The organism is Roseateles puraquae (assembly GCF_002205845.1).
Classification (GTDB): Bacteria; Pseudomonadota; Gammaproteobacteria; order Burkholderiales; family Burkholderiaceae_C; genus Pelomonas; species Pelomonas puraquae.
Genome location: NZ_NISI01000001.1, coordinates 552,407 through 572,471 on the forward strand (window position 1 = coordinate 552,407; position 20,065 = coordinate 572,471).

General features: G+C 67.6%; 19 protein-coding genes. 8 read left to right on the forward strand and 11 right to left on the reverse strand.

Annotated elements, in window-relative coordinates; all coding sequences use genetic code 11:
- The first annotated feature begins 50 nt into the window (after positions 1-50).
- The 3 genes from CDO81_RS02525 to CDO81_RS02535 all read left to right on the forward strand — a co-directional run bounded on the left by CDO81_RS02525 (position 51) and on the right by CDO81_RS02535 (position 2,964).
- Positions 51-1,079, forward strand: coding sequence for a CDP-6-deoxy-delta-3,4-glucoseen reductase (locus CDO81_RS02525; RefSeq protein ID WP_088481568.1), 1,029 nt, complete (start codon positions 51-53; stop codon positions 1,077-1,079).
- 5 nt (positions 1,080-1,084) lie between these two features.
- Positions 1,085-1,813: a 2OG-Fe dioxygenase family protein gene (locus tag CDO81_RS02530; protein WP_088481569.1), complete on the forward strand. Its 729-nt coding sequence runs from the start codon at positions 1,085-1,087 to the stop codon at positions 1,811-1,813.
- A gap of 95 nt (positions 1,814-1,908) precedes the next feature.
- Complete coding sequence (locus tag CDO81_RS02535; RefSeq protein WP_088481570.1) at positions 1,909-2,964, forward strand: Leu/Phe/Val dehydrogenase; 1,056 nt, start codon at positions 1,909-1,911, stop codon at positions 2,962-2,964.
- Between the two features lie 197 nt (positions 2,965-3,161).
- Here CDO81_RS02535 and CDO81_RS02540 read toward each other — a convergent pair whose 3' ends face one another.
- Genes CDO81_RS02540 through CDO81_RS02555 form a run of 4 tightly spaced genes read right to left on the reverse strand, consistent with a single transcriptional unit; the run spans position 3,162 to position 6,711 of the window.
- Positions 3,162-3,884, reverse strand: a complete 723-nt coding sequence (locus tag CDO81_RS02540; RefSeq protein ID WP_088481571.1) for an ABC transporter ATP-binding protein — start codon at positions 3,882-3,884, stop codon at positions 3,162-3,164.
- A gap of 8 nt (positions 3,885-3,892) precedes the next feature.
- Positions 3,893-4,678 carry an ABC transporter ATP-binding protein gene (locus CDO81_RS02545; RefSeq protein ID WP_088481572.1) on the reverse strand — a complete coding sequence of 262 codons (786 nt, stop codon included), beginning with the start codon at positions 4,676-4,678 and terminating at the stop codon, positions 3,893-3,895.
- Between the two features lie 13 nt (positions 4,679-4,691).
- Positions 4,692-5,774, reverse strand: coding sequence for a branched-chain amino acid ABC transporter permease (locus CDO81_RS02550; protein WP_088481573.1), 1,083 nt, complete (start codon positions 5,772-5,774; stop codon positions 4,692-4,694).
- A 13-nt stretch (positions 5,775-5,787) separates the two neighbouring features.
- Positions 5,788-6,711 (reverse strand): branched-chain amino acid ABC transporter permease, encoded by a 924-nt coding sequence (locus CDO81_RS02555; protein ID WP_088481574.1) that lies wholly within the window; start codon positions 6,709-6,711, stop codon positions 5,788-5,790.
- A 298-nt stretch (positions 6,712-7,009) separates the two neighbouring features.
- On the opposite strand from CDO81_RS02555, the gene CDO81_RS02560 reads away from it, so the two are divergent.
- Together CDO81_RS02560 and CDO81_RS02565 are read left to right on the forward strand one after the other, a co-directional pair.
- A complete protein-coding gene (locus CDO81_RS02560) occupies positions 7,010-8,866 on the forward strand; it encodes a sensor histidine kinase (RefSeq protein WP_088481575.1) in 1,857 nt (618 codons plus the stop codon).
- Complete coding sequence (locus CDO81_RS02565; protein ID WP_088481576.1) at positions 8,859-10,199, forward strand: sigma-54-dependent transcriptional regulator; 1,341 nt, start codon at positions 8,859-8,861, stop codon at positions 10,197-10,199. Before CDO81_RS02560 ends, CDO81_RS02565 begins: the two co-directional genes overlap by 8 nt.
- Before the next feature lie 132 nt (positions 10,200-10,331).
- Here CDO81_RS02565 and CDO81_RS02570 read toward each other — a convergent pair whose 3' ends face one another.
- From CDO81_RS02570 to CDO81_RS02590, 5 genes are read right to left on the reverse strand one after another with little or no spacing between them, the layout of a single operon-like run.
- On the reverse strand, positions 10,332-11,237 hold the full coding sequence (locus CDO81_RS02570; protein WP_088481577.1) for an amino acid ABC transporter substrate-binding protein: 906 nt from the start codon (positions 11,235-11,237) through the stop codon (positions 10,332-10,334).
- Positions 11,215-12,522 (reverse strand): replication-associated recombination protein A, encoded by a 1,308-nt coding sequence (locus CDO81_RS02575; RefSeq protein ID WP_241516884.1) that lies wholly within the window; start codon positions 12,520-12,522, stop codon positions 11,215-11,217. Before CDO81_RS02575 ends, CDO81_RS02570 begins: the two co-directional genes overlap by 23 nt.
- 29 nt (positions 12,523-12,551) lie before the next feature.
- Positions 12,552-13,163: an outer membrane lipoprotein periplasmic chaperone LolA gene (gene lolA, locus CDO81_RS02580; protein WP_088481579.1), complete on the reverse strand. Its 612-nt coding sequence runs from the start codon at positions 13,161-13,163 to the stop codon at positions 12,552-12,554.
- Positions 13,164-13,183: 20 nt separating this feature from the next.
- Positions 13,184-15,568, reverse strand: a complete 2,385-nt coding sequence (locus CDO81_RS02585) for a DNA translocase FtsK (protein ID WP_088481580.1) — start codon at positions 15,566-15,568, stop codon at positions 13,184-13,186.
- 16 nt (positions 15,569-15,584) lie between these two features.
- On the reverse strand, positions 15,585-16,253 hold the full coding sequence (locus CDO81_RS02590; RefSeq protein WP_088481581.1) for a Crp/Fnr family transcriptional regulator: 669 nt from the start codon (positions 16,251-16,253) through the stop codon (positions 15,585-15,587).
- A 174-nt stretch (positions 16,254-16,427) separates the two neighbouring features.
- Between CDO81_RS02590 and trxB the strand changes: the two genes are divergently transcribed.
- The 3 genes from trxB to rpmG all read left to right on the forward strand — a co-directional run bounded on the left by trxB (position 16,428) and on the right by rpmG (position 18,030).
- Entirely contained in the window at positions 16,428-17,387 is a 960-nt protein-coding gene (trxB, locus tag CDO81_RS02595; protein WP_088481582.1) for a thioredoxin-disulfide reductase, read from the forward strand.
- A 201-nt stretch (positions 17,388-17,588) separates the two neighbouring features.
- Positions 17,589-17,822 (forward strand): 50S ribosomal protein L28, encoded by a 234-nt coding sequence (rpmB, locus tag CDO81_RS02600; protein ID WP_025564080.1) that lies wholly within the window; start codon positions 17,589-17,591, stop codon positions 17,820-17,822.
- A 37-nt stretch (positions 17,823-17,859) separates the two neighbouring features.
- Positions 17,860-18,030, forward strand: a complete 171-nt coding sequence (gene rpmG, locus CDO81_RS02605) for a 50S ribosomal protein L33 (protein WP_025564431.1) — start codon at positions 17,860-17,862, stop codon at positions 18,028-18,030.
- A gap of 114 nt (positions 18,031-18,144) precedes the next feature.
- Here rpmG and CDO81_RS02610 read toward each other — a convergent pair whose 3' ends face one another.
- Together CDO81_RS02610 and CDO81_RS02615 are read right to left on the reverse strand one after the other, a co-directional pair.
- Entirely contained in the window at positions 18,145-18,642 is a 498-nt protein-coding gene (locus CDO81_RS02610) for a DUF3016 domain-containing protein (RefSeq protein WP_158218143.1), read from the reverse strand.
- 118 nt (positions 18,643-18,760) lie between these two features.
- A complete protein-coding gene (locus CDO81_RS02615) occupies positions 18,761-19,972 on the reverse strand; it encodes a DesA family fatty acid desaturase (RefSeq protein ID WP_088481584.1) in 1,212 nt (403 codons plus the stop codon).
- Positions 19,973-20,065: the final 93 nt, after the last annotated feature.

The following is a 20,065-nucleotide window of genomic DNA, read 5'->3' on the forward strand; positions in this document are numbered from 1 at the left end:
GTCTACGGCCCCGGCGCACTCCTGCGGGGCCGCTGCCATTTCGGGAACCCATGTCCTTCCAGATCACCATCCAACCCGCCGGCCGCGTCTACACGACCGAGGCTGACGACACCCTCCTGGCTGCCGCCATCCGCAACGGCGTGGGCCTGCCCTACGGCTGCAAGGACGGCGCCTGCGGCTCCTGCAAGAGCAAGCTGCTCGAAGGCGCGGTCATGCATGGCAACCACCAGCCCAAGGCACTGTCCGCGGAAGAAGAAGCCGCTGGCTTCGTGCTGACCTGCTGCGCCCGCCCGCAGACCGACTGCACGCTCGAAGCCCGCACCGTGCCCGGCGCCGGCGAGTTCCCCGTGCTCAAGCTGCCCACCCGCGTCAGCGCCATCCTCAAGCCCGTGCCCGATGTGGCGGTGCTGACGATGCAGCTCGCGGCCAACCAGAACTTCCAGTTCCGCGCCGGCCAGTACGTCGAGTTCATCCTGCGCGACGGCTCGCGCCGCAGCTACTCCATGGCCAACGCGCCGCACACGCTGCCGGGCCAGATCGAACTGCACATCCGCCACATGCCCGGCGGCAAGTTCACCGACCATGTATTCGGTGCGCTCAAGGAGAAAGACATCCTGCGCATGGAAGGCCCCTTCGGCAGCTTCTTCCTGCGCGAGGACTCCGACAAGCCGGCCGTGCTGCTGGCCAGTGGCACCGGCTTCGCACCCATCAAGGCCATCATCGAACGCGCCCGCCACATCGAGTCGACCCGTCCCTTCGTGCTGTACTGGGGGGCCCGCAAGCAGGCCGACCTGTACCTGAGCGACTGGGCCGCGCAGGTGGCCGCCGAATGGCCGCAACTGCGTTACGTGCCCGTGCTGTCCGAACCCGATGCGGGCTGGACCGGCCGCACGGGCTTCGTGCACCGTGCGGTGATGGAAGACCTGCCCGACCTGTCCGGCCACCAGGTCTATGCCTGCGGCGCGCCCATCATGGTCGAGTCGGCACAGAAGGACTTCGTCGCCCAGTGCGGCCTGCCCGAGGATGAGTTCTACGCCGACGCCTTCACCTCCGAAGCCGACAAGCACGCGGCCGGCTGAGCGCGATGTTTGAGCCGCCCTGGACCGATCCCGCCGACGTCGTCGGCGCCCTGCAGCGCAGCGGGGAGGCGGTGCTCGCCCCCGCATCCCTGGGCGTGCTCGGCGTGAGCGCGGCCGAGCTCGACACCCTGCGCCCCTGCTGGGACGACCTGCCGCCTGACGGCTACCTGCGTGACGGCGGCCGCTACCGGTTCCGCCGGCACGGCTGCTTCGTGGCCGACGGCAACACGCTGACCGCCAGCCCGCACCGTGCCCACTGGCAGCCCGTGGACTACAACGCGCTGCATGGCGGCATCCAGCGCTGGTATGTGCCGCTGGCCCAGGAGATGGTCGCCTCACCCGCATGGACGGCCTTGCTGCTGGGTCTGGCGCGCGTCACCTCGGCCTTCAAGGGCGAGCAGCCCTGGTTCATCGAGGCGCATCCGTTTCGCATCGACACCAGCGACGGCATCGGCCGCCCCACACCCGAAGGTGCTCACCGCGACGGCGTCGACCTGGTGGCCGTGCTCATGGTGGGCCGCCACCAGATCAAGGGCGGCGAGTCGCGCGTGTTCGAGGCCCACGGGCCGGCGGGCCAGCGCTTCACCATGACCCAGCCTTGGACCACGCTGCTGCTGGATGACGAACGGGTGATCCACGAAACCACGCCCATCCAGCCGCTGGAGGCGGGCGAGCGGGGCTGGCGAGACACGCTGGTGATCACGCTGCGAAGCGGCGGTTTCCAAGGCCCGTGACCTGCGCGGAAAGCGCCTCCGTAGAATCCTGAGCGGCCACGCCACAAGCGTGGCCGTTCTTCTTTCACTGCCGCGCCCACAAAGCGCCCACCGTCATGACTCCGACCTCCCTCTTCGGCCTGCCCGAGCAAGCTGCCCATGAGCGCGTGCTGCTCGCCACCGACCCGGCCACCGGCCTCAAGGCCATCCTCGCCGTGCACAGCACCGCCCGTGGCCCCGCCTTCGGCGGCTGCCGCTTCTGGCATTACGACTCCGAGCTCGCCGCGCTGAACGACGCGCTGCGACTGTCCCAGGGCATGAGCCTGAAGAACGCCCTGGCCGACCTGCCCTTCGGCGGCGGCAAGGCCGTCATCCTGAAGCCCGAGGGTACGTTTGACCGCCCCGCCCTGTTCGCCGCCTTCGGGCGCGCCGTGCAGTCGCTCCAAGGCGCCTACATCACCGCCGAGGACGTGGGCACCACCACGGCCGACATGCGCGGCATGCAGGCCGTGACGCCCTTCGTCAGTGGCATCCCGCGCGAAGGCGCCTTCGGCGGCGACCCCAGCCCCAAGACGGCCTGGGGCGTGTTCGTGTCCATCCAGGCCGGTGCCCGCCTGGTGCTGGGTCGCTCGTCGCTGGAAGGCGTGCGCGTGGCCCTCCAAGGCCTGGGTGCAGTGGGCTGGCATCTGGCGGAGTTCCTGCACCAGGCCGGCGCCAAGCTCGTGGTGGCCGATGTGGACGCCACCAAGGTCGAGCGCGCCGTCGCCCAGTTCGGCGCGCGTGCGGTGCACGTGGCGGAGATCCTGGCCGCGGAGGTCGACGTGCTGGCCCCCTGCGCGCTGGGCGCCTCGCTCAACCAACAGACGGTGCCGGGCATCCAGGCCAAGCTGATTGCCGGTGCCGCCAACAACCAGCTCGCCACGTCGGCCGATGGCGACGCCCTGCAGCGCCGAGGCATCTGCTACCTGCCCGACTACCTCGTGAATGCCGGCGGCATCATCAGCGTGGCCCGCGAATACCGCGGCGAAGGCGAAGAGACCGCCGTCATGGCCGAGGTCAGCAAGATCGCCGAGCGCGTGGAAGAGCTGCTGCAGCGCGTGCAAACCGCCGACTCGACGCCCGCCCGCGTCGCCGACGATTGGGCACGCAGCAAGCTCGTTCGGCTGGCTTGAAGCCAAATTACAAACGCCTGGCTTGCCCAGGCGTTTGTTCCTCCAGCGGCTGCCGAGGATCTGGCTCTGCCAGGCCGACGGCGCTGCCAAGGCCAGAGGCCTTGTCCTTCGCCAGGCACAAACAGTCCTCAGGACTGTTTGTGTCCGGGCTCAGCCCCCTTTGAGGGGGCCGGCGAAGCCGGTAGGGGGTGGTCGCTCTACTCGCCGAGGTAGGCGGCGCGAACCTTGGGGTCGTTCAGCAGCGCCTGGCCTTCGCCGTCCATCGTGACCTCGCCCGACTCCATCACGTAGCCGCGATTGGCGAGTTGCAGCGCGCGGCTGGCGTTCTGCTCCACGAGCAGGATGGTGACGCCCTGCTGATGGATGTCGTTCACCACCTCGAAGATCTTGTCGACCATGATGGGCGACAGGCCCATGGACGGCTCGTCCAGCAGCAGCACCTTGGGCCGGGCCATCAGCGCACGGCCCATGGCCAGCATCTGCTGCTCGCCGCCGGACATGGTGCCGGCCAGCTGCTTGGCGCGTTCCTTCAGGCGCGGGAAGAGGCCGAAAACCTTGTCCATGTCCGCCTGGATCTCGCCATCGTTGCGGTTGTAGGCGCCCATCTGGAGGTTTTCGATGATGGTCATGCGCGTGAAGGTGCCGCGGCCTTCCGGCACCATCACCAGACCCTTCTTGGCCAGGTCCCAGGCACCCTTGCCCTTGATGGACTCGCCGAGGTAGCTGACCTCACCGGCGGCAATGGGTTGCAGGCCGGTGATGGCCTTCATCGTGGTGGTCTTGCCCGCGCCGTTGGCGCCGATCAGCGAGACGAGTTCGCCCTCGCGCACCTCGAAATTCACGCCCTTGACAGCCTGGATGCCGCCGTAGGCCACCTTCAGGCCGCTGACCTTGAGCAGGGTTTGCTTTGCTTCTGCCATGTGCGTGCTCAGTGTGTTTTGTGACCGGCGCCGAGGTAGGCCTCGATCACCTTCTCGTTGCTCTGCACCTCGGCCGGCGTGCCTTCGGCGATCTGCTTGCCGTAGTCGAGCACGGTGACGCGGTCGCACAGGCCCATGACCAGCTTCACGTCGTGCTCGATGAGCAGGATGGTGCGGCCGTCGTTGCGGATGCGGTCGATCAGCTCGCGCAGCACGACCTTCTCGGTCGCGTTCATGCCGGCGGCGGGCTCGTCCAGCGCGATCAGCTGGGGGTCGGTGGCCAGGGCGCGGGCGATCTCCAGGCGGCGCTGGTCGCCGTAGCTCAGCGTGCGGGCCTTGAACTCGGCGAACTGGCCGATGCCGACGTAGTCCAGCAACTCCTGGGCGCGTGCCTTGATGGCGGCTTCCTCGGCTTTGAAGGACGGCGTGCGGAAGACCGCACCAACCAGGCCCGACTTCGTGCGGATGTGCCGGCCGACCATCACATTCTCCAGCGCCGTCATCTCGGCGAACAGGCGGATGTTCTGGAAAGTGCGCGCGATGCCGGCCTTGGCCACCTGGTGCACCGCCTGCGGGGTGTAGGGCGTGCCGCCGAGCGAGAAGCTGCCGCCGTCGGGCGTGTAGAGCCCGGTGATGACGTTGAAGAAGGTCGTCTTGCCGGCGCCGTTGGGGCCGATCAGGCCATAGACCTGGCCGCGCTGGATCTGGATGCCGACGTCGGAGAGGGCCTGCACACCGCCGAAGCGCTTGGAGGCGCCGCTGACGTTCAGAACGATGTTGTCGTTGTTGCTCATGGTGCTCCCCTCCTCACTTCACGGGCTTGGGCGCGGCCTTGCCGTGCTCCGGCGCGGGCCACAGGCCGCGCGGGCGGGCCAGCATGATGCCGATCATGGCGAGCGCCACGAGCAGCTGGCGCAGGATGGATGCGTCCAGGCGGCCATCGGTCATCTGCTGCAGCGGCCCGGCCACGTAGCGCAGCACCTCGGGCAGAGCCGACAGCATCAGCGCGCCGAGGATGACGCCCGGGATGTGCCCGATGCCGCCGAGCACGACCATCGCCACGATCATGACCGACTCCTGCAGGCTGAAGGACTCGGGCGACACGAAGCCCTGGAAGCTCGCGAACATCGCGCCCGACACGCCGCCGAAGGTGGCGCCCATGCCGAAGGCCAGCAGCTTCAGGTTGCGGGTGTTGATGCCCATGGCCTTGGCGGCGATCTCGTCTTCGCGGATGGCCATCCAGGCGCGGCCGATGCGGGAGTTCTCCAGGCGGTAGCAGATCACCACGCCGGCCACGACGAGTGCGAGGAAGAGGTAGTAGTACAGCGTGACCGACGGCAGCGTGAAGCCGAAGACGTCCAGCGACTTGCCCAGGTCCACACCGAAGACATGGAAGGAATCGATCTGGCCGATGCCGCGCGGGCCGTTGGTGATGTTGAGCGGGTACTCCAGGTTGTTCATGAACACCCGGATGATTTCGCCGAAGCCCAGCGTCACGATGGCGAGGTAGTCGCCGCGCAGCTTCAGCGTCGGCGCACCGAGCAGCACGCCGAACAAGGCCGCGAGCGCCGCGCCGGCCGGAATGACGATCCACAGCGGCGAGTGCAGCCCGTTCGGGAACATGGCCTGGAAGGCCTCGAAGTTCTCGCTCAGGTGGGGGCTGGCCAGCAGGGCGAACATGTAGGCGCCGACCGCGTAGAACGCGACGTAGCCCAGGTCCAGCAGGCCGGCGTAGCCGACGACGATGTTCAGGCCCAGTGCCAGCAGCACGTAGAGCAGCGCCAGGTCGATGATGCGCACCGGGCCGTTGCCGAGCTGCTGCGCGAACAGGGGCACGACCAGCAGGCCGATGGCCGCGGCGAGGAAGGTGATGAGTTTCTTGCTGTCCATGTCGGGTCTCCGTTCAGGCACGGTCGGCCACGCGCTCACCCAGCAGGCCGGAGGGCCGCAGCGTCAGCACCAGGATGAGGGCCACGAAGGCGAAGATGTCGGCGTAATGGCTGCCCAGCACGCCGCCGGTCAAGTCACCGAGGTAGCCGGCGCCGATGGCCTCGATCAGGCCCAGCAGCACACCGCCCACCACCGCGCCGGCGAGGTTGCCGATGCCGCCCAGCACGGCTGCCGTGAAGGCCTTGAGGCCTGGCATGAAGCCCATGGTGTGCTGCACCGTGCCGTAGTTGGCCGCCCACATCAGGCCCGCCACGGCGGCCAGCGCGGCGCCGATGACGAAGGTGGTGGAGATGATGAAGTCGGGCTTGACGCCCATGAGGCCGGCCACGCGCGGGTTCTCGGCGGTGGCCCGCATCGCACGGCCGAGCTTGGTGTGGTTCACCAGGTACATCAGCGCCGCCAGGATGACCACCGTGAGGCCGAGGATCAGGCACTGCGTGACCGTGATCACCGGGCCGCCCAGGTCGAAGGGCGTGGTGGGCAGCAGCAGCGGGAAGGGCTTGGGGTTGGGCTTCCAGATGATCATGGCCAGCACCTGCAGCAGCAGCGACATGCCCATGGCCGTGATCAGCGGCGCCAGGCGCGGCGCGTTGCGCAGCGGCCGGTAGGCGACCTTCTCGACGGAGTAGTTCAAGACCGCGCAAACGACGATGGCCACCGCCAGCCCGATCAGCATCAGGGCCCACCCGGGCAGGCCGGCATCGGCGAGGAAAGTGACGACGGTCCAGCTGACCATGGCGCCGACCATCAGGATCTCGCCGTGCGCGAAGTTGATGAGGTTGATGATGCCGTAGACCATCGTGTAGCCCAGGGCGACGAGGGCATACATGCTCCCCAGCACCAGGCCGTTGATGATCTGTTGAATCAGAGTCTCCATGAGGGCTCCAGAAGATTTCGTTGGGCGCAGCATGCGCCACGCGACTCGGTGCAGATCGCAACCCTCGTGCCAATGACGGCGTTTCAAGGGTATTCACCGACGGGTTCACGGGGCCGACCGTTTGATCCGTCCCACGGGGGCCGGGCTGGTCAGATTTCACGAGTGTCGGGCAGCCCAAACTGGGCGGAAATCCGCACAAACCGCACGCGCGCCGGGCGGTTCTCCGCCAACACCGAAAAAACCCTGGCCAGACCTGTCCTGCCCCGCGCCGCATGGGCACACTACACGGCCCTTCGCCATGGTTGTGCACGATCTCTCCCGCCCCCGCGCGCCGCGCCTGCCCCGGTGGCTTGGCCGCCCGGGCTTTCATGTCTTCCTGACCGGCCTGCTGATGGTGCTCGGCTTCATGCTCGCGCACCGCCTGAGTGAGCGCAGCGGCCGCGACCAGCTCTCGGCGCTCAGCACCGAGCGGCTGGAGTTGTATGCCTCCAACCTCGCTGCCGAACTGGGCCGGCACGCTTCGCTGCCCAGCCTGCTGGCCATCGCCCCGACGCTGCAGACCCTGATGCAGGCGCCAGGCGACGAGGCTGCGCGGCGCGCCGCCAGCCAGATGATGGCGCGGGTGAACGTGCGGGCCGGCACCCACCAGATCTTTGTCGCCACGCCGCAAGGCGAAGTGCTGGCCGCCAGCGAAACGCTGACCCCACCCCCGCGCCTGGCCGAAGCGGTGGCGCAGGGGCGTGTGCACTTCTTCGCCGCCGACCCGAGCACCGGCAGCACGGACTTCTACCTGCTGCACCCGCTGCGCCAGGGCGGTGTCACCGGGGGCGTCATCGTCGTGCGCTTCAACCTGGCGCCCCTGGAGGCCACCTGGGTCGACCTGGGCCTGCGTTCGCAAGGCGAGCGCATCCTGGTGGCAGACGAACAGGACGTGGTCATCATGAGCTCGGTGCAGGCCTGGAAGTACGCGGTGCTCGACCATGCGGACCCGTCGCGCCGCAAGGCCCTGGAGGCCAGCGCGCGCTACCCGCAGGCCGTCGGGCGCGACCTGGAGCTGCCCGTCACGCTGGAGGTGCACCAGGGCCAGCAGGTGTCGCTCACGCTGCCGGGTGCCAGCCGCCCGCGCCCGATGCTTGCGCAGCAGCGCCAGATCCTGCCGCTGGGCCTGCGACTCGTGGCCCTGTCAGACCTCAGCGAAGTGCGCCAGCGCGCGCAGTACGCCGCCTGGGGTGGCGCAGCCTTCGGGGCCAGCATCGGGCTGCTGGTGCTCTATCTGTCGTCACGCCGCCGGGCGCTGCGCCAGCTCACGCAGGCCCAGGCCGCCCTGCGCCAAGCGCACGGGCAGCTGGAGCAGCTGGTGGACAGCCGCACGGCTGAACTGCGCCAGACCAACGAGGCCCTGAAGACCCAGATCGCCCAGCGCCTGAAGACCGAGAGCGAACTGCTGCAGGCCAGCAAGCTGGCCGTGCTGGGCCAGATGTCGGCCGGGCTGTCGCATGAGGTCAACCAGCCGCTCACGGCCCTGCGGGCGCTGGCCCGCAACTCCATCCGGCTGCTGGAGACCGGCCGCGCCGATGCGGTGGCCGCCAACCTGCAGATCATGGACGACATGGTCGAGCGCATGAGCCGCATCACCCGCCAGCTCAAGAGCTTCGCCCGCAAGGCCGATGAAGCCGTCACCGGCGCGGTGCCACTGCTGGACAGCGTACGCAATGCGCTCGTGCTGCTGGATCACCGCAGCCGCCCGATGGGCCTGCAGACCGACATCGACATCCCCGAGGGCCTGCAGGTGCGTGCGGAATCCAACCGGCTGGAGCAGGTGCTCGTGAACCTGTTCGGCAACGCGATGGACGCGATGGAGCCGGAGTCCATCCGGCGGCTGCGCGTGAAGGCCAGCGCCGACGACGCCGGTCGCGTGCTGGTGCGTGTGCAAGACAGCGGCCCCGGCGTGCCCGAGGCCGACCTGCCTCATCTCTTCGAGCCCTTCTTCACGACCAAGCCCGCCGGCGAGGGCCTGGGGCTGGGCCTGGTCATCTCGGCGAAGATCATCCACGAGTTCGGCGGCACGCTGCGCGCCGAACGCCTGCCCGACGGAGAAGGCATGAGTTTTGAGTTCGACCTCGCGGTCGCCCCCGCGGAGGCTGCCGATGTTTGAAGGCTACAAGGTGGTGTTCGTCGAGGACGACCTGCCGGTGCGCGTCAGCCTCACGCAGACGCTGGAGCTGGAGGGCTTCACGGTCGTGCCCTGTCGCAGTGCCGAAGAGGCCCTGCCCCATGTGCAGCCGGGCGCGCCCATCGCCATCGTCACCGATGTGCGCCTGCCCGGCATGGACGGGCGCGCGCTGCTGGCCCATGTGCAGGCCACGGACGCCGGCATCCCGACCATCCTGATCACGGCCCACGGCGACGTCGCCATGGCGGTGCAGGCGATGCGGGCCGGCGCCTACGACTTCATCGAGAAGCCGTTTGCCCCGGAGCGCCTGGTGGACGTGGTGCGCCGTGCCCTGGACCTGCGCACCCTGCGCCATTCGGCCGACGAGATGCGCGCGCAGCTGCAGCGGGCCAGCGGCATCGAGGCGGCGCTGCTGGGCCAGTCCCCCGCCATGCAGCAGTTGCGCCGCCAGGTGCTCAACCTGGCGGGTACCTCCGCCGACGTGCTCATCGTCGGCGAGACCGGCACCGGCAAGGAGCTGGTGGCCCGCTGCCTGCATGACCAGAGCCCGCGGCGCGACCGGCATTTCGTGGCCATCAACTGCGGTGGCTTGCCGGAAGCCCTGTTCGAGAGCGAGCTGTTCGGCCATGAGCCCGGCTCCTTCACCAGCGCGGCCAAGCGGCGCATCGGCAAGATCGAGCATGCCAATGGCGGCACCCTGCTGCTGGACGAGATCGAGACCATGCCGATCGCGCTGCAGATCAAGCTGCTGCGCGTGCTGCAGGAGCGGCGCGTGGAGCGGCTGGGCTCCAACGAGGAGGTGCCTGTCAATGTACGCTTCATCGCGGCGAGCAAGTCAGACCTGAAGGACCAATCGGCCAAGGGCGAGTTCCGCAGCGACCTCTACTACCGGCTCAACATCGCCACGCTCACGCTGCCGCCACTGCGCGAGCGGCGCGAAGACATCCCGCTGCTGTTCGAACACTTCGTGGCGCAGGCCTGCGCCCGCTACGAGCGCTCCGCGCCCGAGCTCACGCCCGAAAAGCTGCGAGAGCTCATCGCCCACGACTGGCCGGGCAATGTGCGCGAGATCCGCAATGCGGCCGACCGCTTCGTGCTCGCGCTGGACGACCTCGACCCGCAGGCCGCACTGCAGGCCGTGCCCACCCTGCCGCTGGCCAAGCAGATGGACCTGATCGAGAAGACGCTGATCGAGCAGGCCCTGCGCCGCTGCGGCGGCAAGGTGCCGGCTGCGATGGAGCTGCTCGGGACGCCGCGCAAGACGCTCTACGACAAGCTGCACCGGCACGGGATTCAGCTCGACACCTTCCGTTGAGTCGCCTCAGGCAAGGTCCGAGAAACACAGCCACAGAGGCACAGAGACACAGACGCTCAGGGTTGGCGCCTGAAGCCGAGCCTCTCTGTGCCTCTGTGTCTCTGTGGCGTGTTCGAAGGTCTGGGCGACAACTTAACGGTAGCGCTCAGGGTCCGGTGAATCCGTCGGACTGGCGATCACCCGGCGGAAGGCCGCGCTCATCGGCAGCTTGAGGTTGAGCCCCGACGGCGGCAGCGGGGACTCGAACCAGCGGCGGTAGATGGCGTGGATCTCGCCGCTGCGATACAGCCCGGCCAACACCTCGTCGACCAGCGCCTTGAACTGCGGGTCGCCCTTGCGCAGGCCGATGGCATAGGGTTCCACGGTCAGGGCCTGGTCGGAGATGCGGTAGTCGTCGGCCCCGGCGCCTTGCTGCGCCACCAGCGCACGCAGCAACACGTCGTCCATCAGGAAAGCCGAGGCGCGGCCGCTCTTGAGCATCTGGAAGCCCTCGGGATCATCCAGCCCGCCGAGGATGCGGATGCCCAGGCCCTGCTGCTCATTGACCTTGGCCAGGTGCTGGATGCTGGTGGTGCCGATGGTCGAGGCCACCGGCAGGCCGCGCAGGTCGAACAGGCTCCTAACCCGCTCGCCACCGCGCGTCATCAGCCGTGTCTCGGCGACGAAGATGGTCAACGAGAACGCCTGGCTGCGCGCCCGTTCGGCGGTATGCGTGGTGATGCCGCACTCCAGGTCGAGCGTGCCATTGATGACCAGCGGCATGCGCGTGGCCGAGGCCACTTCCACGCGGCGCACTTCCAGGTCGGGCAACTGCAGCCGGTCGCGCACGGCGGCCACGATGCGGTCGCACAGCTCCACCGTGTAGCCGGTGGGACGCAACTGGGCGTCCAGGTAGGAGAACGGCAGCGAGGCCGGCCGGTAGCCCAGCACGATGACGCCGGTGTCACGGATGCGCGCGAGCGTGGGGCCGTCGCCGGCCTGTGCACCGCTGCACCACAGCGCCGCCAGCGCTGCGCTAGCCGCCAGCAGCCGCTTCATCGTCCAGCTGCCGCAGCCAGGCCAGCTTCTCGGCGATCTTGGCCTCCATGCCCCGCGGCACCGGGGCGTACCAGCCCTGCCCTTCCAGCCCGTCGGGCAGGTACTGCTCGCCGGCAGCGTAGGCATGCGGCTCATCGTGCGCGTAACGGTAGGCGTGGCCGTAGCCCAGTTCCTTCATGAGCTTGGTGGGGGCATTGCGCAGGTGCACGGGCACCGGGCGCGAGACGTCCTGCTTGATGAAGGCCTTCACCTCGTTGAACGCCTTGTAGACGGCATTCGACTTGGGCGCGATGGCGAGGTAGACCACCGCCTCGGCCAGCGCCAGTTCGCCCTCAGGTGAACCGAGCCGCTCGTAGGCCTCGGCGGCATCCAGCGTGATGCGCAGCGCGCGCGGGTCGGCCAGGCCGATGTCTTCGCTGGCCATGCGGATCAGGCGGCGCGCAATGTAGCGGGCGTCGACACCGCCATCGATCATGCGCGCGAACCAGTAGAGCGCGCCATCCGGATGGCTGCCGCGCACCGACTTGTGCAGCGCGCTGATGACGTCATAGAACTGGTCGCCGCCCTTGTCGTAGCGGCGCAGCTGCTCGCCCAGTGCGCGCTCCAGCAGCGCTTCATCGATCTGCACGCCCTGCGCCAACGAGGCAGCCGTGTCGAAGGCATTGAGCAGCCGGCGGGCATCGCCATCGGCATAGCCGATCAGGCGCTGTGCGGCCTCGGGGGTGGGCGCCGCCACGCCCAACTCGGCCGCGCCACGCGCGATGAGCTGGCCGAGTTCCTCGGCGTCCAGGCTCTTGAGCACCTGCACGGTGGCGCGTGACAGCAGTGCGGAGTTGACCTCGAAGCTCGGGTTCTCGGTGGTGGCGCCGATGAAGGTGAAGAGCCCCGCTTCCACGTGCGGCAGGAAGGCATCCTGCTGCGACTTGTTGAAGCGATGGACCTCGTCGACGAACACGACCGTGCGGCGCCCCTGAGCCGCGGCGACCTGCGCACGTTCCACCGCCTCGCGGATCTCCTTCACGCCGCCGAGCACCGCCGAGATGGCGATGAACTGCGCCTCGAAGGCGCCGGCCATCAGCCGCGCCAGCGTGGTCTTGCCCACACCCGGCGGCCCCCAGAGGATCATGCTGTGCAGGCGCCCCGCATCGAAGGCCACGCGCAGCGGCATGCCGGGCCCGAGCAGATGGCGCTGGCCGATGACCTCGTCCAGCGATTTCGGGCGCAGGCGCTCCGCCAGCGGAATGCCAGCCAAGGGAGCGGCCGGCGCTGCCGCAGCTGCAGGCAAGGTGCCGTCGTCGTCGAAGAGCGACCCGCTCACTGCTCGATCAGGTCGGCGCCGGCCGGCAGCTTGAACTGGAAGCGGTCGGCCGGCACGGCCACATTGGCCTGGATGGCGCTGAAGTCCAGCCGCGAGCGCTGGCCGAAACCGTCGACGATCTCCATCGCGGCGAGGTCGCGCCCCTTGAAGCCGAGCTTGAGCGACTGGATGGTGGACTCCGCCGCCTTGGGGCTGGCCTGCACCCAGTCCAGGCCACCGTCCGAGGCCAGGGCCTTCAGCGTGAAGTCGCGCTCCAGGTTCTGCCCGGCCAGCACGGCCGCGGGCGTCGCACCGAGGGCGTCGGCCAGCTTGCGGGAGCTGGCCTGGTTGAGGTCGGCGTCGTAGATCCAGACCTTGCTGCCATCGGCCACGATGGTCTGCTCGAACGGCTTGGCGTAGACGAAGCGGAAGCGGTTGGGCCGCTCGAACTCGAAGCTGCCGGAGGACACCTTCTTGCGCTTGCCATCCGGCGCGGTGACGGTCTGGGTGAAGTTGGCCTTGCCGCTCTTCACGTCGCGGGCGAAGTCGCGCAGCGCGTCGACGGCATCGGCGTGCGCCACGCCGGCCGCAGCCAGGCTCAGGGTCAGGGAGATCAGCAGGGTTTTCATTCGTCGCGGAGTGGGTCGCGTCATTCGTCTCGCTTGGGCACGATCAGCTCGCGGCTGCCGTTGGCGGCCAGGGCGCCGACAAGACCCGACTTTTCCATCTGCTCCAGCAGGCGGGCCGCACGGTTGTAGCCTATGCGCAGGTGGCGCTGCACCAGCGAGATGGACGCCTTGCGGTGCTGTAGGACGATGGCGACAGCCTGGTCATACATGGGGTCGGATTCACCGTTCGATTCGCCCGGCGCCGGCGCCTCGCCACCGCCCAAGTCGTCGAGCACGCCACCTTCCAGGATGCCTTCGATGTAATTCGGCTCTCCCTGAGACTTGATGTACTCCACAACGCGGTGCACCTCGTCATCGCTGACAAAGGCACCATGCACGCGGATCGGCAGGCCGGTGCCCGAAGGCATGTACAGCATGTCGCCCATGCCGAGCAGCGCCTCGGCGCCCATCTGGTCGAGGATGGTGCGGCTGTCGATCTTGGAGCTGACCTGGAAGGACAGGCGCGTCGGGATGTTGGCCTTGATCAGGCCCGTGATGACGTCCACCGATGGCCGCTGCGTGGCGAGGATGAGGTGGATGCCAGCCGCCCGCGCCTTTTGCGCCAGGCGCGCGATCAGCTCTTCGATCTTCTTGCCGACGACCATCATCAGGTCGGCCAGTTCGTCGATGACCACCACGATGAAGGGCAGCCGCTCCAGCGGCTCGGGCTCCTCAGGCGTCAGGCTGAAGGGATTGGGAATGCTCTGGCCATTGGCCTTGGCCTCGTCGATCTTCTTGTTGTAGCCGGCCAGATTGCGCACGCCCATCTTGGACATGAGCTTGTAGCGCCGCTCCATCTCGCCGACACACCAGTTCAGCGCATTGCCGGCCTGCTTCATGTCGGTCACCACCGGCGCCAGCAGATGCGGGATGCCTTCGTAGACCGACATTTCCAGCATCTTGGGGTCGATCAGGATGAGCCGCACATCGCGCGCCTCGGCCTTGTAGAGCAGGCTGAGGATCATCGCGTTGATGCCCACCGACTTGCCCGAGCCGGTAGTGCCGGCCACCAGGCAGTGCGGCATCTTGGCCAGATCGGCCACCACGGGTGCGCCAACGATGTCCTTGCCCAGGCCCATCGTGAGCTGCGAGGCGGCGTCCGCATAGACCTGCGAGCCGAGGATCTCGGACAGGCGGATGGTCTGGCGGCGGGCGTTGGGCAGCTCCAGCGCCATGTAGTTCTTGCCCGGGATGGTCTCGACCACGCGGATGGACACGAGGCTCAAGCTGCGCGCCAGGTCCTTGGCCAGGTTCACCACCTGCGAGCCCTTCACGCCCGTGGCCGGCTCGATCTCGTAGCGGGTGATGACCGGGCCCGGCGAAGCAGCCACCACGTGCACCTCGACGCCGAAGTCGCGCAGCTTCTTCTCGATGAGGCGGCTGGTCATCTCCAGCGACTCGGGCGTGACCGTTTCCTGGCGCCCCGGCGCGGCGTCCAGCAGGTCGACCTGCGGGAGCTTGGCATCGCCCACGTCGGCGAACAGCGTCTGCTGACGCTCCTTGGCCACGCGGGTGGACTGTGGCACCTCGACGACCGGCGCCTCGATGACGAGCGGCGCGTGTTCAGCCTCGACCTGGCGCTCGATCTGGCGCTCGACCTCGACCTCCTGCTCGCGCTCCTTCACGGCCTGCTCGCCGGCCTTCTGGTCGGCCTTGATCTCGCGGCGCTCGATGCGCTGCTCGCGCAGTTGCTCCAGGCGCTCGCCGATCGATTCGGCCACATGGCCCCAGGAGAAGCGGAAAGCCCAGGCCAGGCCGGTCAGCAGCAGCACGATCCACACGACGCCGGAGCCGGCAAAGCCGAGTGTCTTCATGCCCAGTGGGCCGAGGGCGTAACCGAGGATGCCGCCCGCATGACCCGGCAGCCGGGCTTCGACGGCATAGAGGCGGCTCCACTCGAGCGCGCAACTCGCGCCGATCAACAACGCGACGCCGGCCCACCAGCGCGCCCGCTGGCTCCAGCGCGGCGCCGGGGCCACGTCGTGACGCAGCAAGCCCGCGAGGCTGCGCAACCAGGCGCGGAGCGCCAACAGCGGCAGCCACCAGGCCGAAAAGCCGAAGAGGAAAAGCAGGCCGTCCGACAGCCAGGCCCCGAGCGCACCAACGCGGTTGCCGACCAGCTCGCGCTGGCCACTCGTGCTGAAGGCCGCGTCCCGCAGGTCATGCGTGGCCATGGCCAGTACCAGCAGGGCGAGCGCGAAGGCCGTGAGGGCCAGCCAGAGCGGCGTGCGCAGCAAGCGCGAGGCCGCGGAGGGCGGCGGCGCCTCGCGCTTGAGCGTGGCAGAGCGGCGAGCAGGCTTGGGCGGCGTGGCGGCTTCGCCAGCGGCGGCGTCACCGCCCAGCAGGGAACCGAGGGGAAAACTCATCCCCGCATTGTCACCGTCAATCGTGGGTCAGGCGTTCCTTGATGACGACCGAACCGTTCTCAAGCGTTTCAATGACGCCGCGCTCTTCCAGGTCCTTCATCACGCGGCTGACCATCTCGCGGGAAGCTCCCACGACCTTGGCCATGTCCTGGCGCGACACCTTGCCGCGGATCAGCTTGATGCCCTTCTCGTCTTCGGCCATGTCCAGCAGCGTGCGCGCCACCCGGCCGTAGACGTCCAGCAGCGCCAGCGACTCGATCTGGCGGTCGGCGTTGCGCAGACGCGCGACCAGGCCGCGCAGGATGCCGTAGGACAGGCTGCTGCTCTCCGGCAGGCAGCGGGCGAACTCCATGCGGCCGAGCACCAGCATGTCGGTCTGCACCTCGGCGCGCACGGTGGCGGAGTGCGGTTCGTTGTCGATCAGGCTCATCTCGCCGACGTAGTCACCCGACTGCAGCACAGCCAGGATGACCTCGCGACCGCGGTGGTCGGCCGTCAGGACGCGAGCGCGGCCATTGAGCAGGATGAACAGCGCGTTGGACTTGGTGCCCTGCTCGACGATCAGTTCACCCCGCTTGAAGCGCCGCTTGACGACGCTGTCAGCGATGGACTGCGCCTGATCGGTCGTCAGCATCGAGAACAGCGGCACCCGACGGATCAGGTCGAGGTTGGAAATCATCGCCATATGCACTCTCCAGGTTTGGGCCCCAGGCCGGCGCGAAGATATTCGCCTGCCTAAAATGGCGTGCATTGTGCACACGCGGCAGGGGTTGCCGCATCGGGTTAGGCCGGGGTTTTCACCCCTAAATGCTGGGCCCGTTGCTCTTGCGCCCCATTCGACCGCCCTCAAATCCCCGCCATGACCGCAAATACCCAACACCACGGCCTGCTCATTCTTGGTTCCGGCCCCGCCGGTTACACCGCCGCCATCTATGCCGCCCGGGCCAACTTGAAGCCCACGCTGATCACCGGCATGGCCCAGGGGGGTCAACTCATGACCACGACCGAGGTCGACAACTGGCCGGCCGACGTCATGGGCGTGCAGGGCCCCGAGCTGATGCAGCGCTTCCAGCAGCACGCCGAGCGTTTCCAGACGCAGATCGTTTACGACCACATCAATGCGGTCGACTTTTCCAAGCGCCCCTTCACCTTGACCGGTGACAGCGGCGTCTACACCTGCGACGCCCTGATCATCGCCACCGGCGCCTCGGCCAAGTATCTCGGCCTGGACTCCGAGCAGGCCTTCATGGGCCGCGGCGTGAGCGGCTGCGCGACCTGCGATGGCTTCTTCTACCGCGGCCAGGAAGTCTGCGTGGTGGGCGGCGGCAACACCGCCGTCGAAGAAGCGCTGTATCTGTCCAACATCGCCAGCACCGTGCACTTGATCCACCGCCGCGACAAGTTCCGCGCGGAGCCCATCCTCGTGGACAAGCTCATGGAGAAGGTGGCCGCCGGCAAGATGAAGCTGCACCTCTTCCAGCAACTCGACGAAGTGCTGGGCGACGCCTCGGGCGTGACCGGCGTTCGCACGGTCAACGTGAAGGACGGCAGCAAGACCGACATCCCCGTGCACGGCTGCTTCATCGCCATCGGCCACCAGCCCAACACCGACATCTTCAAGGGCCAGCTTGAGATGAAGGACGGCTACATCGTCACCCGCAGCGGCCTGAACGGCTTCGCCACGATGACGAGCGTGCCGGGCATCTTCGCGGCCGGCGACGTACAGGACCACGTCTACCGCCAGGCCATCACGAGCGCCGGCACGGGCTGCATGGCAGCCCTGGACGCCCAGCGCTTCCTGGAGCAGGAGAACGGTTGAGCGCAAGGTTGCAGGCTCGCGCTAGGCGGCCTGCGGGTTTGCCGCTATACTCGCGGGCTTGCCTGCCGGATGGACCGCGCTTTGGCCCCTAGCTCTTGCAGCGAAGGCCGGGTTTAGCAGGCATATGCGGTCAAAGGGTTGCCCGGGAATCTCGAAAAGAGTTTTGGGCGACTGGTCGAGAAGTCAAACCGGAGAAGCGTCATGGCACGCGTCTGTCAAGTCACGGGCAAGAAGCCCATGGTCGGGAACAATGTTTCCCACGCCAACAACAAAACCAAGCGTCGGTTCCTGCCGAACCTGCAATACCGCCGTTTCTGGGTGGAATCTGAAAACCGCTGGGTCCGCCTGCGCATCACGAACGCCGCTCTGCGTTTGATCGACAAGGTCGGCATCGACCAAGTCGTCGCCGACCTGCGCGCCAAGGGCGAGCTGTAAAGCGACCTCTCCTCTGACCCACTGAAGGAACACGACCATGGCATCCAAAGGCGGCCGCGAAAAGATCAAGCTGGAGTCCACCGCGGGCACCGGCCACTTCTACACGACGAACAAGAACAAGAAGACCACGCCCGAAAAGCTCGAATTCATGAAGTTCGACCCCAAGGCGCGCAAGCACGTCCTGTACAAGGAAATCAAGCTGAAGTGATGGCGAGGGCGGCCCGACCGCCCTGCCCTCCCGGCCAAGAAAAACCCGCCAAGCGGCAACGCTGGCGGGTTTTTTGTTGTCCTTTCGCGAAAGGGCCAAGCCATCCGGGCCGGGTCAGCGCGATGCCGGCGCCGCGGCGACAGCAGTGCTGAACTCCTGCCGCATCCAGCGGTCAAGCATCTGCTTCTCGTAGCGCAACGGGTCGCCGCTGCTGAAGTTGTTGAAGCCGTCCTGGTAGTTCATGTCGCGCAGCCGCGTCTTGCCCTGCTGCACCACCTTGTCCCCCTCGCGCACCTCGTAGCTCAGTTCGATGGAAGGCGAGGTGACCGAGCGCATGACCCGCAGCCACTGACCACCCCAACCCACCGGCTCGATTTCGCCGGCCAGGTCGACATCGGTCACGTCGATGCGGACGTCGCGCCCCGGCAGGCGCTTGTCGAATTGCGCCACGAGGTAGGCCTTGATGTCGTCCAGGACCTCGGGCTGCCGAAAGCCATTCTTGTCCTTGATGTCGGAGAACTGGTCGGACTTGATGAAGTTCACCTGCACATCCGCCTGCGCGGCAGCCGATGCGGCGGCCAGCACCGCCAAAGCGATCCAACGGGATTTCATGGTGACGCTCCTTACCGAGTGACTGCGTGCACCAAGTCTAGGACAAACCATGAAAAAGGGCGCCCGGCAAGGGCGCCCTTTACACGATGAAAACACCGCGCAACCGCGGCGAGACGCGTCAGGCGTGGGCCGCGCGCAGGCGCATGGAGAAGGCCTGCAGCTCGGCAATGCCGCTTTCCTCGGCGCGCCGGCACCAGGCCTGCAGATCGGCCACGAGCTGCTCGGCCGACACGTTGGTGCGGGTCCAGAGCTGGCGCAGTTCCTCGCGCATGGTCACGAGCTTGTCGATGACGGGGCTGGCGGCACGGGCATGCGCCAGTTCGCCCTGCACATTGGCGGGGATGCGGTCTTCGTCACGGTGCAGCCAGCGCTTGGCCAGCTTGAACTGCGTGAAGCGCTCGCTGTGCTTGCCGCCTTCAGCCTTGATGCGGGCCAGTTCGGCCGCGCAGGCACCCTTCAGGCCACGGGCGTAGGTCGCCATGACTTCGTAGCGATTGGCGATCAGGGCCTCCAGCGTGCGGGCATCGGCCGGCTTGATTTCACCCAGGCTCAGCTTGGGCGCCGTCTTGCGCACCTTGGCCCAGCCCAGCATCTCCAGGCCGCGGATGTACATCCAGCCGATGTCGAACTCGTAAGGCTTGACCGAGAACTTGGCCGAGGTCGGGTAGGTGTGATGGTTGTTGTGCAGCTCTTCGCCGCCGACGATCAGGGTCCAGGGCGTCAGATTGGTCGAGGCATCAGGCGCCTCGAAGTTGCGATAACCCCAGTAGTGACCGATGCCGTTGATGACGCCCGCCGCCCAGAACGGAATCCAGGCCATCTGGATCGCCCAGATGGTGGCGCCGATGGCGCCGAACAGGGTCACGTTGATGATCAACATCAGCGCCACGCCCTGCCAGCTGTACTTGCTGTAGAGGTTGTTCTCGATCCAGTCGTCCGGCGTGCCGCGGCTGTACTTGGCGATCGTCTCGGCGTTCTTGGCCTCGGCGCGGTAGAGCTCGGCGCCCTCGGCCATCACCTTGCGCAGGCCGCGGGTCTGCGGGCTGTGCGGGTCTTCTTCGGTCTCGCACTTGGCGTGGTGCTTGCGGTGGATGGCGACCCACTCGCGGGTGACCATGCCGGTCGTCAGCCAAAGCCAGAAGCGGAAGAGGTGCGACGGGATGGGCCCGAGGTCCAGCGCGCGGTGCGCTTGCGAACGATGCAGGAAGATGGTGACCGCTGCGATCGTGATGTGGGTCACAACCAGTGTGTAGACGACCAGTTGCCAGGCACTGAAGTCGGCCAGGCCATTGGCCACCCAGTTCAGCAGCGCGTCGAGAAATTCGTTCATGCGTCCAAGACCTCGGCCGGAAGCGGCCCATCAAAGTGGGGGCAATTGTAGGGGCGCACCTCCAAAGTCAAGGGGGCGCACGCACCGCAATCG

Excerpts from the sequence above, each read along its gene's own strand:
- rpmB (WP_025564080.1), top strand. The coding sequence starts at position 17,589 with ATGGCACGCGTCTGTCAAGTCACGGGCAAGAAGCCCATGGTCGGGAAC.
- CDO81_RS02540 (WP_088481571.1), bottom strand. The coding sequence starts at position 3,884 with ATGGCAGAAGCAAAGCAAACCCTGCTCAAGGTCAGCGGCCTGAAGGTG.
- CDO81_RS02610 (WP_158218143.1), bottom strand. The coding sequence starts at position 18,642 with ATGAAATCCCGTTGGATCGCTTTGGCGGTGCTGGCCGCCGCATCGGCT.
- CDO81_RS02570 (WP_088481577.1), bottom strand. The coding sequence starts at position 11,237 with ATGAAGCGGCTGCTGGCGGCTAGCGCAGCGCTGGCGGCGCTGTGGTGC.
- CDO81_RS02560 (WP_088481575.1), top strand. The coding sequence starts at position 7,010 with ATGGTTGTGCACGATCTCTCCCGCCCCCGCGCGCCGCGCCTGCCCCGG.
- CDO81_RS02550 (WP_088481573.1), bottom strand. The coding sequence starts at position 5,774 with ATGGACAGCAAGAAACTCATCACCTTCCTCGCCGCGGCCATCGGCCTG.
- CDO81_RS02525 (WP_088481568.1), top strand. The coding sequence starts at position 51 with ATGTCCTTCCAGATCACCATCCAACCCGCCGGCCGCGTCTACACGACC.
- CDO81_RS02555 (WP_088481574.1), bottom strand. The coding sequence starts at position 6,711 with ATGGAGACTCTGATTCAACAGATCATCAACGGCCTGGTGCTGGGGAGC.
- CDO81_RS02565 (WP_088481576.1), top strand. The coding sequence starts at position 8,859 with ATGTTTGAAGGCTACAAGGTGGTGTTCGTCGAGGACGACCTGCCGGTG.
- CDO81_RS02585 (WP_088481580.1), bottom strand. The coding sequence starts at position 15,568 with ATGAGTTTTCCCCTCGGTTCCCTGCTGGGCGGTGACGCCGCCGCTGGC.
- CDO81_RS02535 (WP_088481570.1), top strand. The coding sequence starts at position 1,909 with ATGACTCCGACCTCCCTCTTCGGCCTGCCCGAGCAAGCTGCCCATGAG.
- CDO81_RS02530 (WP_088481569.1), top strand. The coding sequence starts at position 1,085 with ATGTTTGAGCCGCCCTGGACCGATCCCGCCGACGTCGTCGGCGCCCTG.
- CDO81_RS02590 (WP_088481581.1), bottom strand. The coding sequence starts at position 16,253 with ATGGCGATGATTTCCAACCTCGACCTGATCCGTCGGGTGCCGCTGTTC.
- trxB (WP_088481582.1), top strand. The coding sequence starts at position 16,428 with ATGACCGCAAATACCCAACACCACGGCCTGCTCATTCTTGGTTCCGGC.
- CDO81_RS02545 (WP_088481572.1), bottom strand. The coding sequence starts at position 4,678 with ATGAGCAACAACGACAACATCGTTCTGAACGTCAGCGGCGCCTCCAAG.
- rpmG (WP_025564431.1), top strand. The coding sequence starts at position 17,860 with ATGGCATCCAAAGGCGGCCGCGAAAAGATCAAGCTGGAGTCCACCGCG.
- CDO81_RS02615 (WP_088481584.1), bottom strand. The coding sequence starts at position 19,972 with ATGAACGAATTTCTCGACGCGCTGCTGAACTGGGTGGCCAATGGCCTG.
- lolA (WP_088481579.1), bottom strand. The coding sequence starts at position 13,163 with ATGAAAACCCTGCTGATCTCCCTGACCCTGAGCCTGGCTGCGGCCGGC.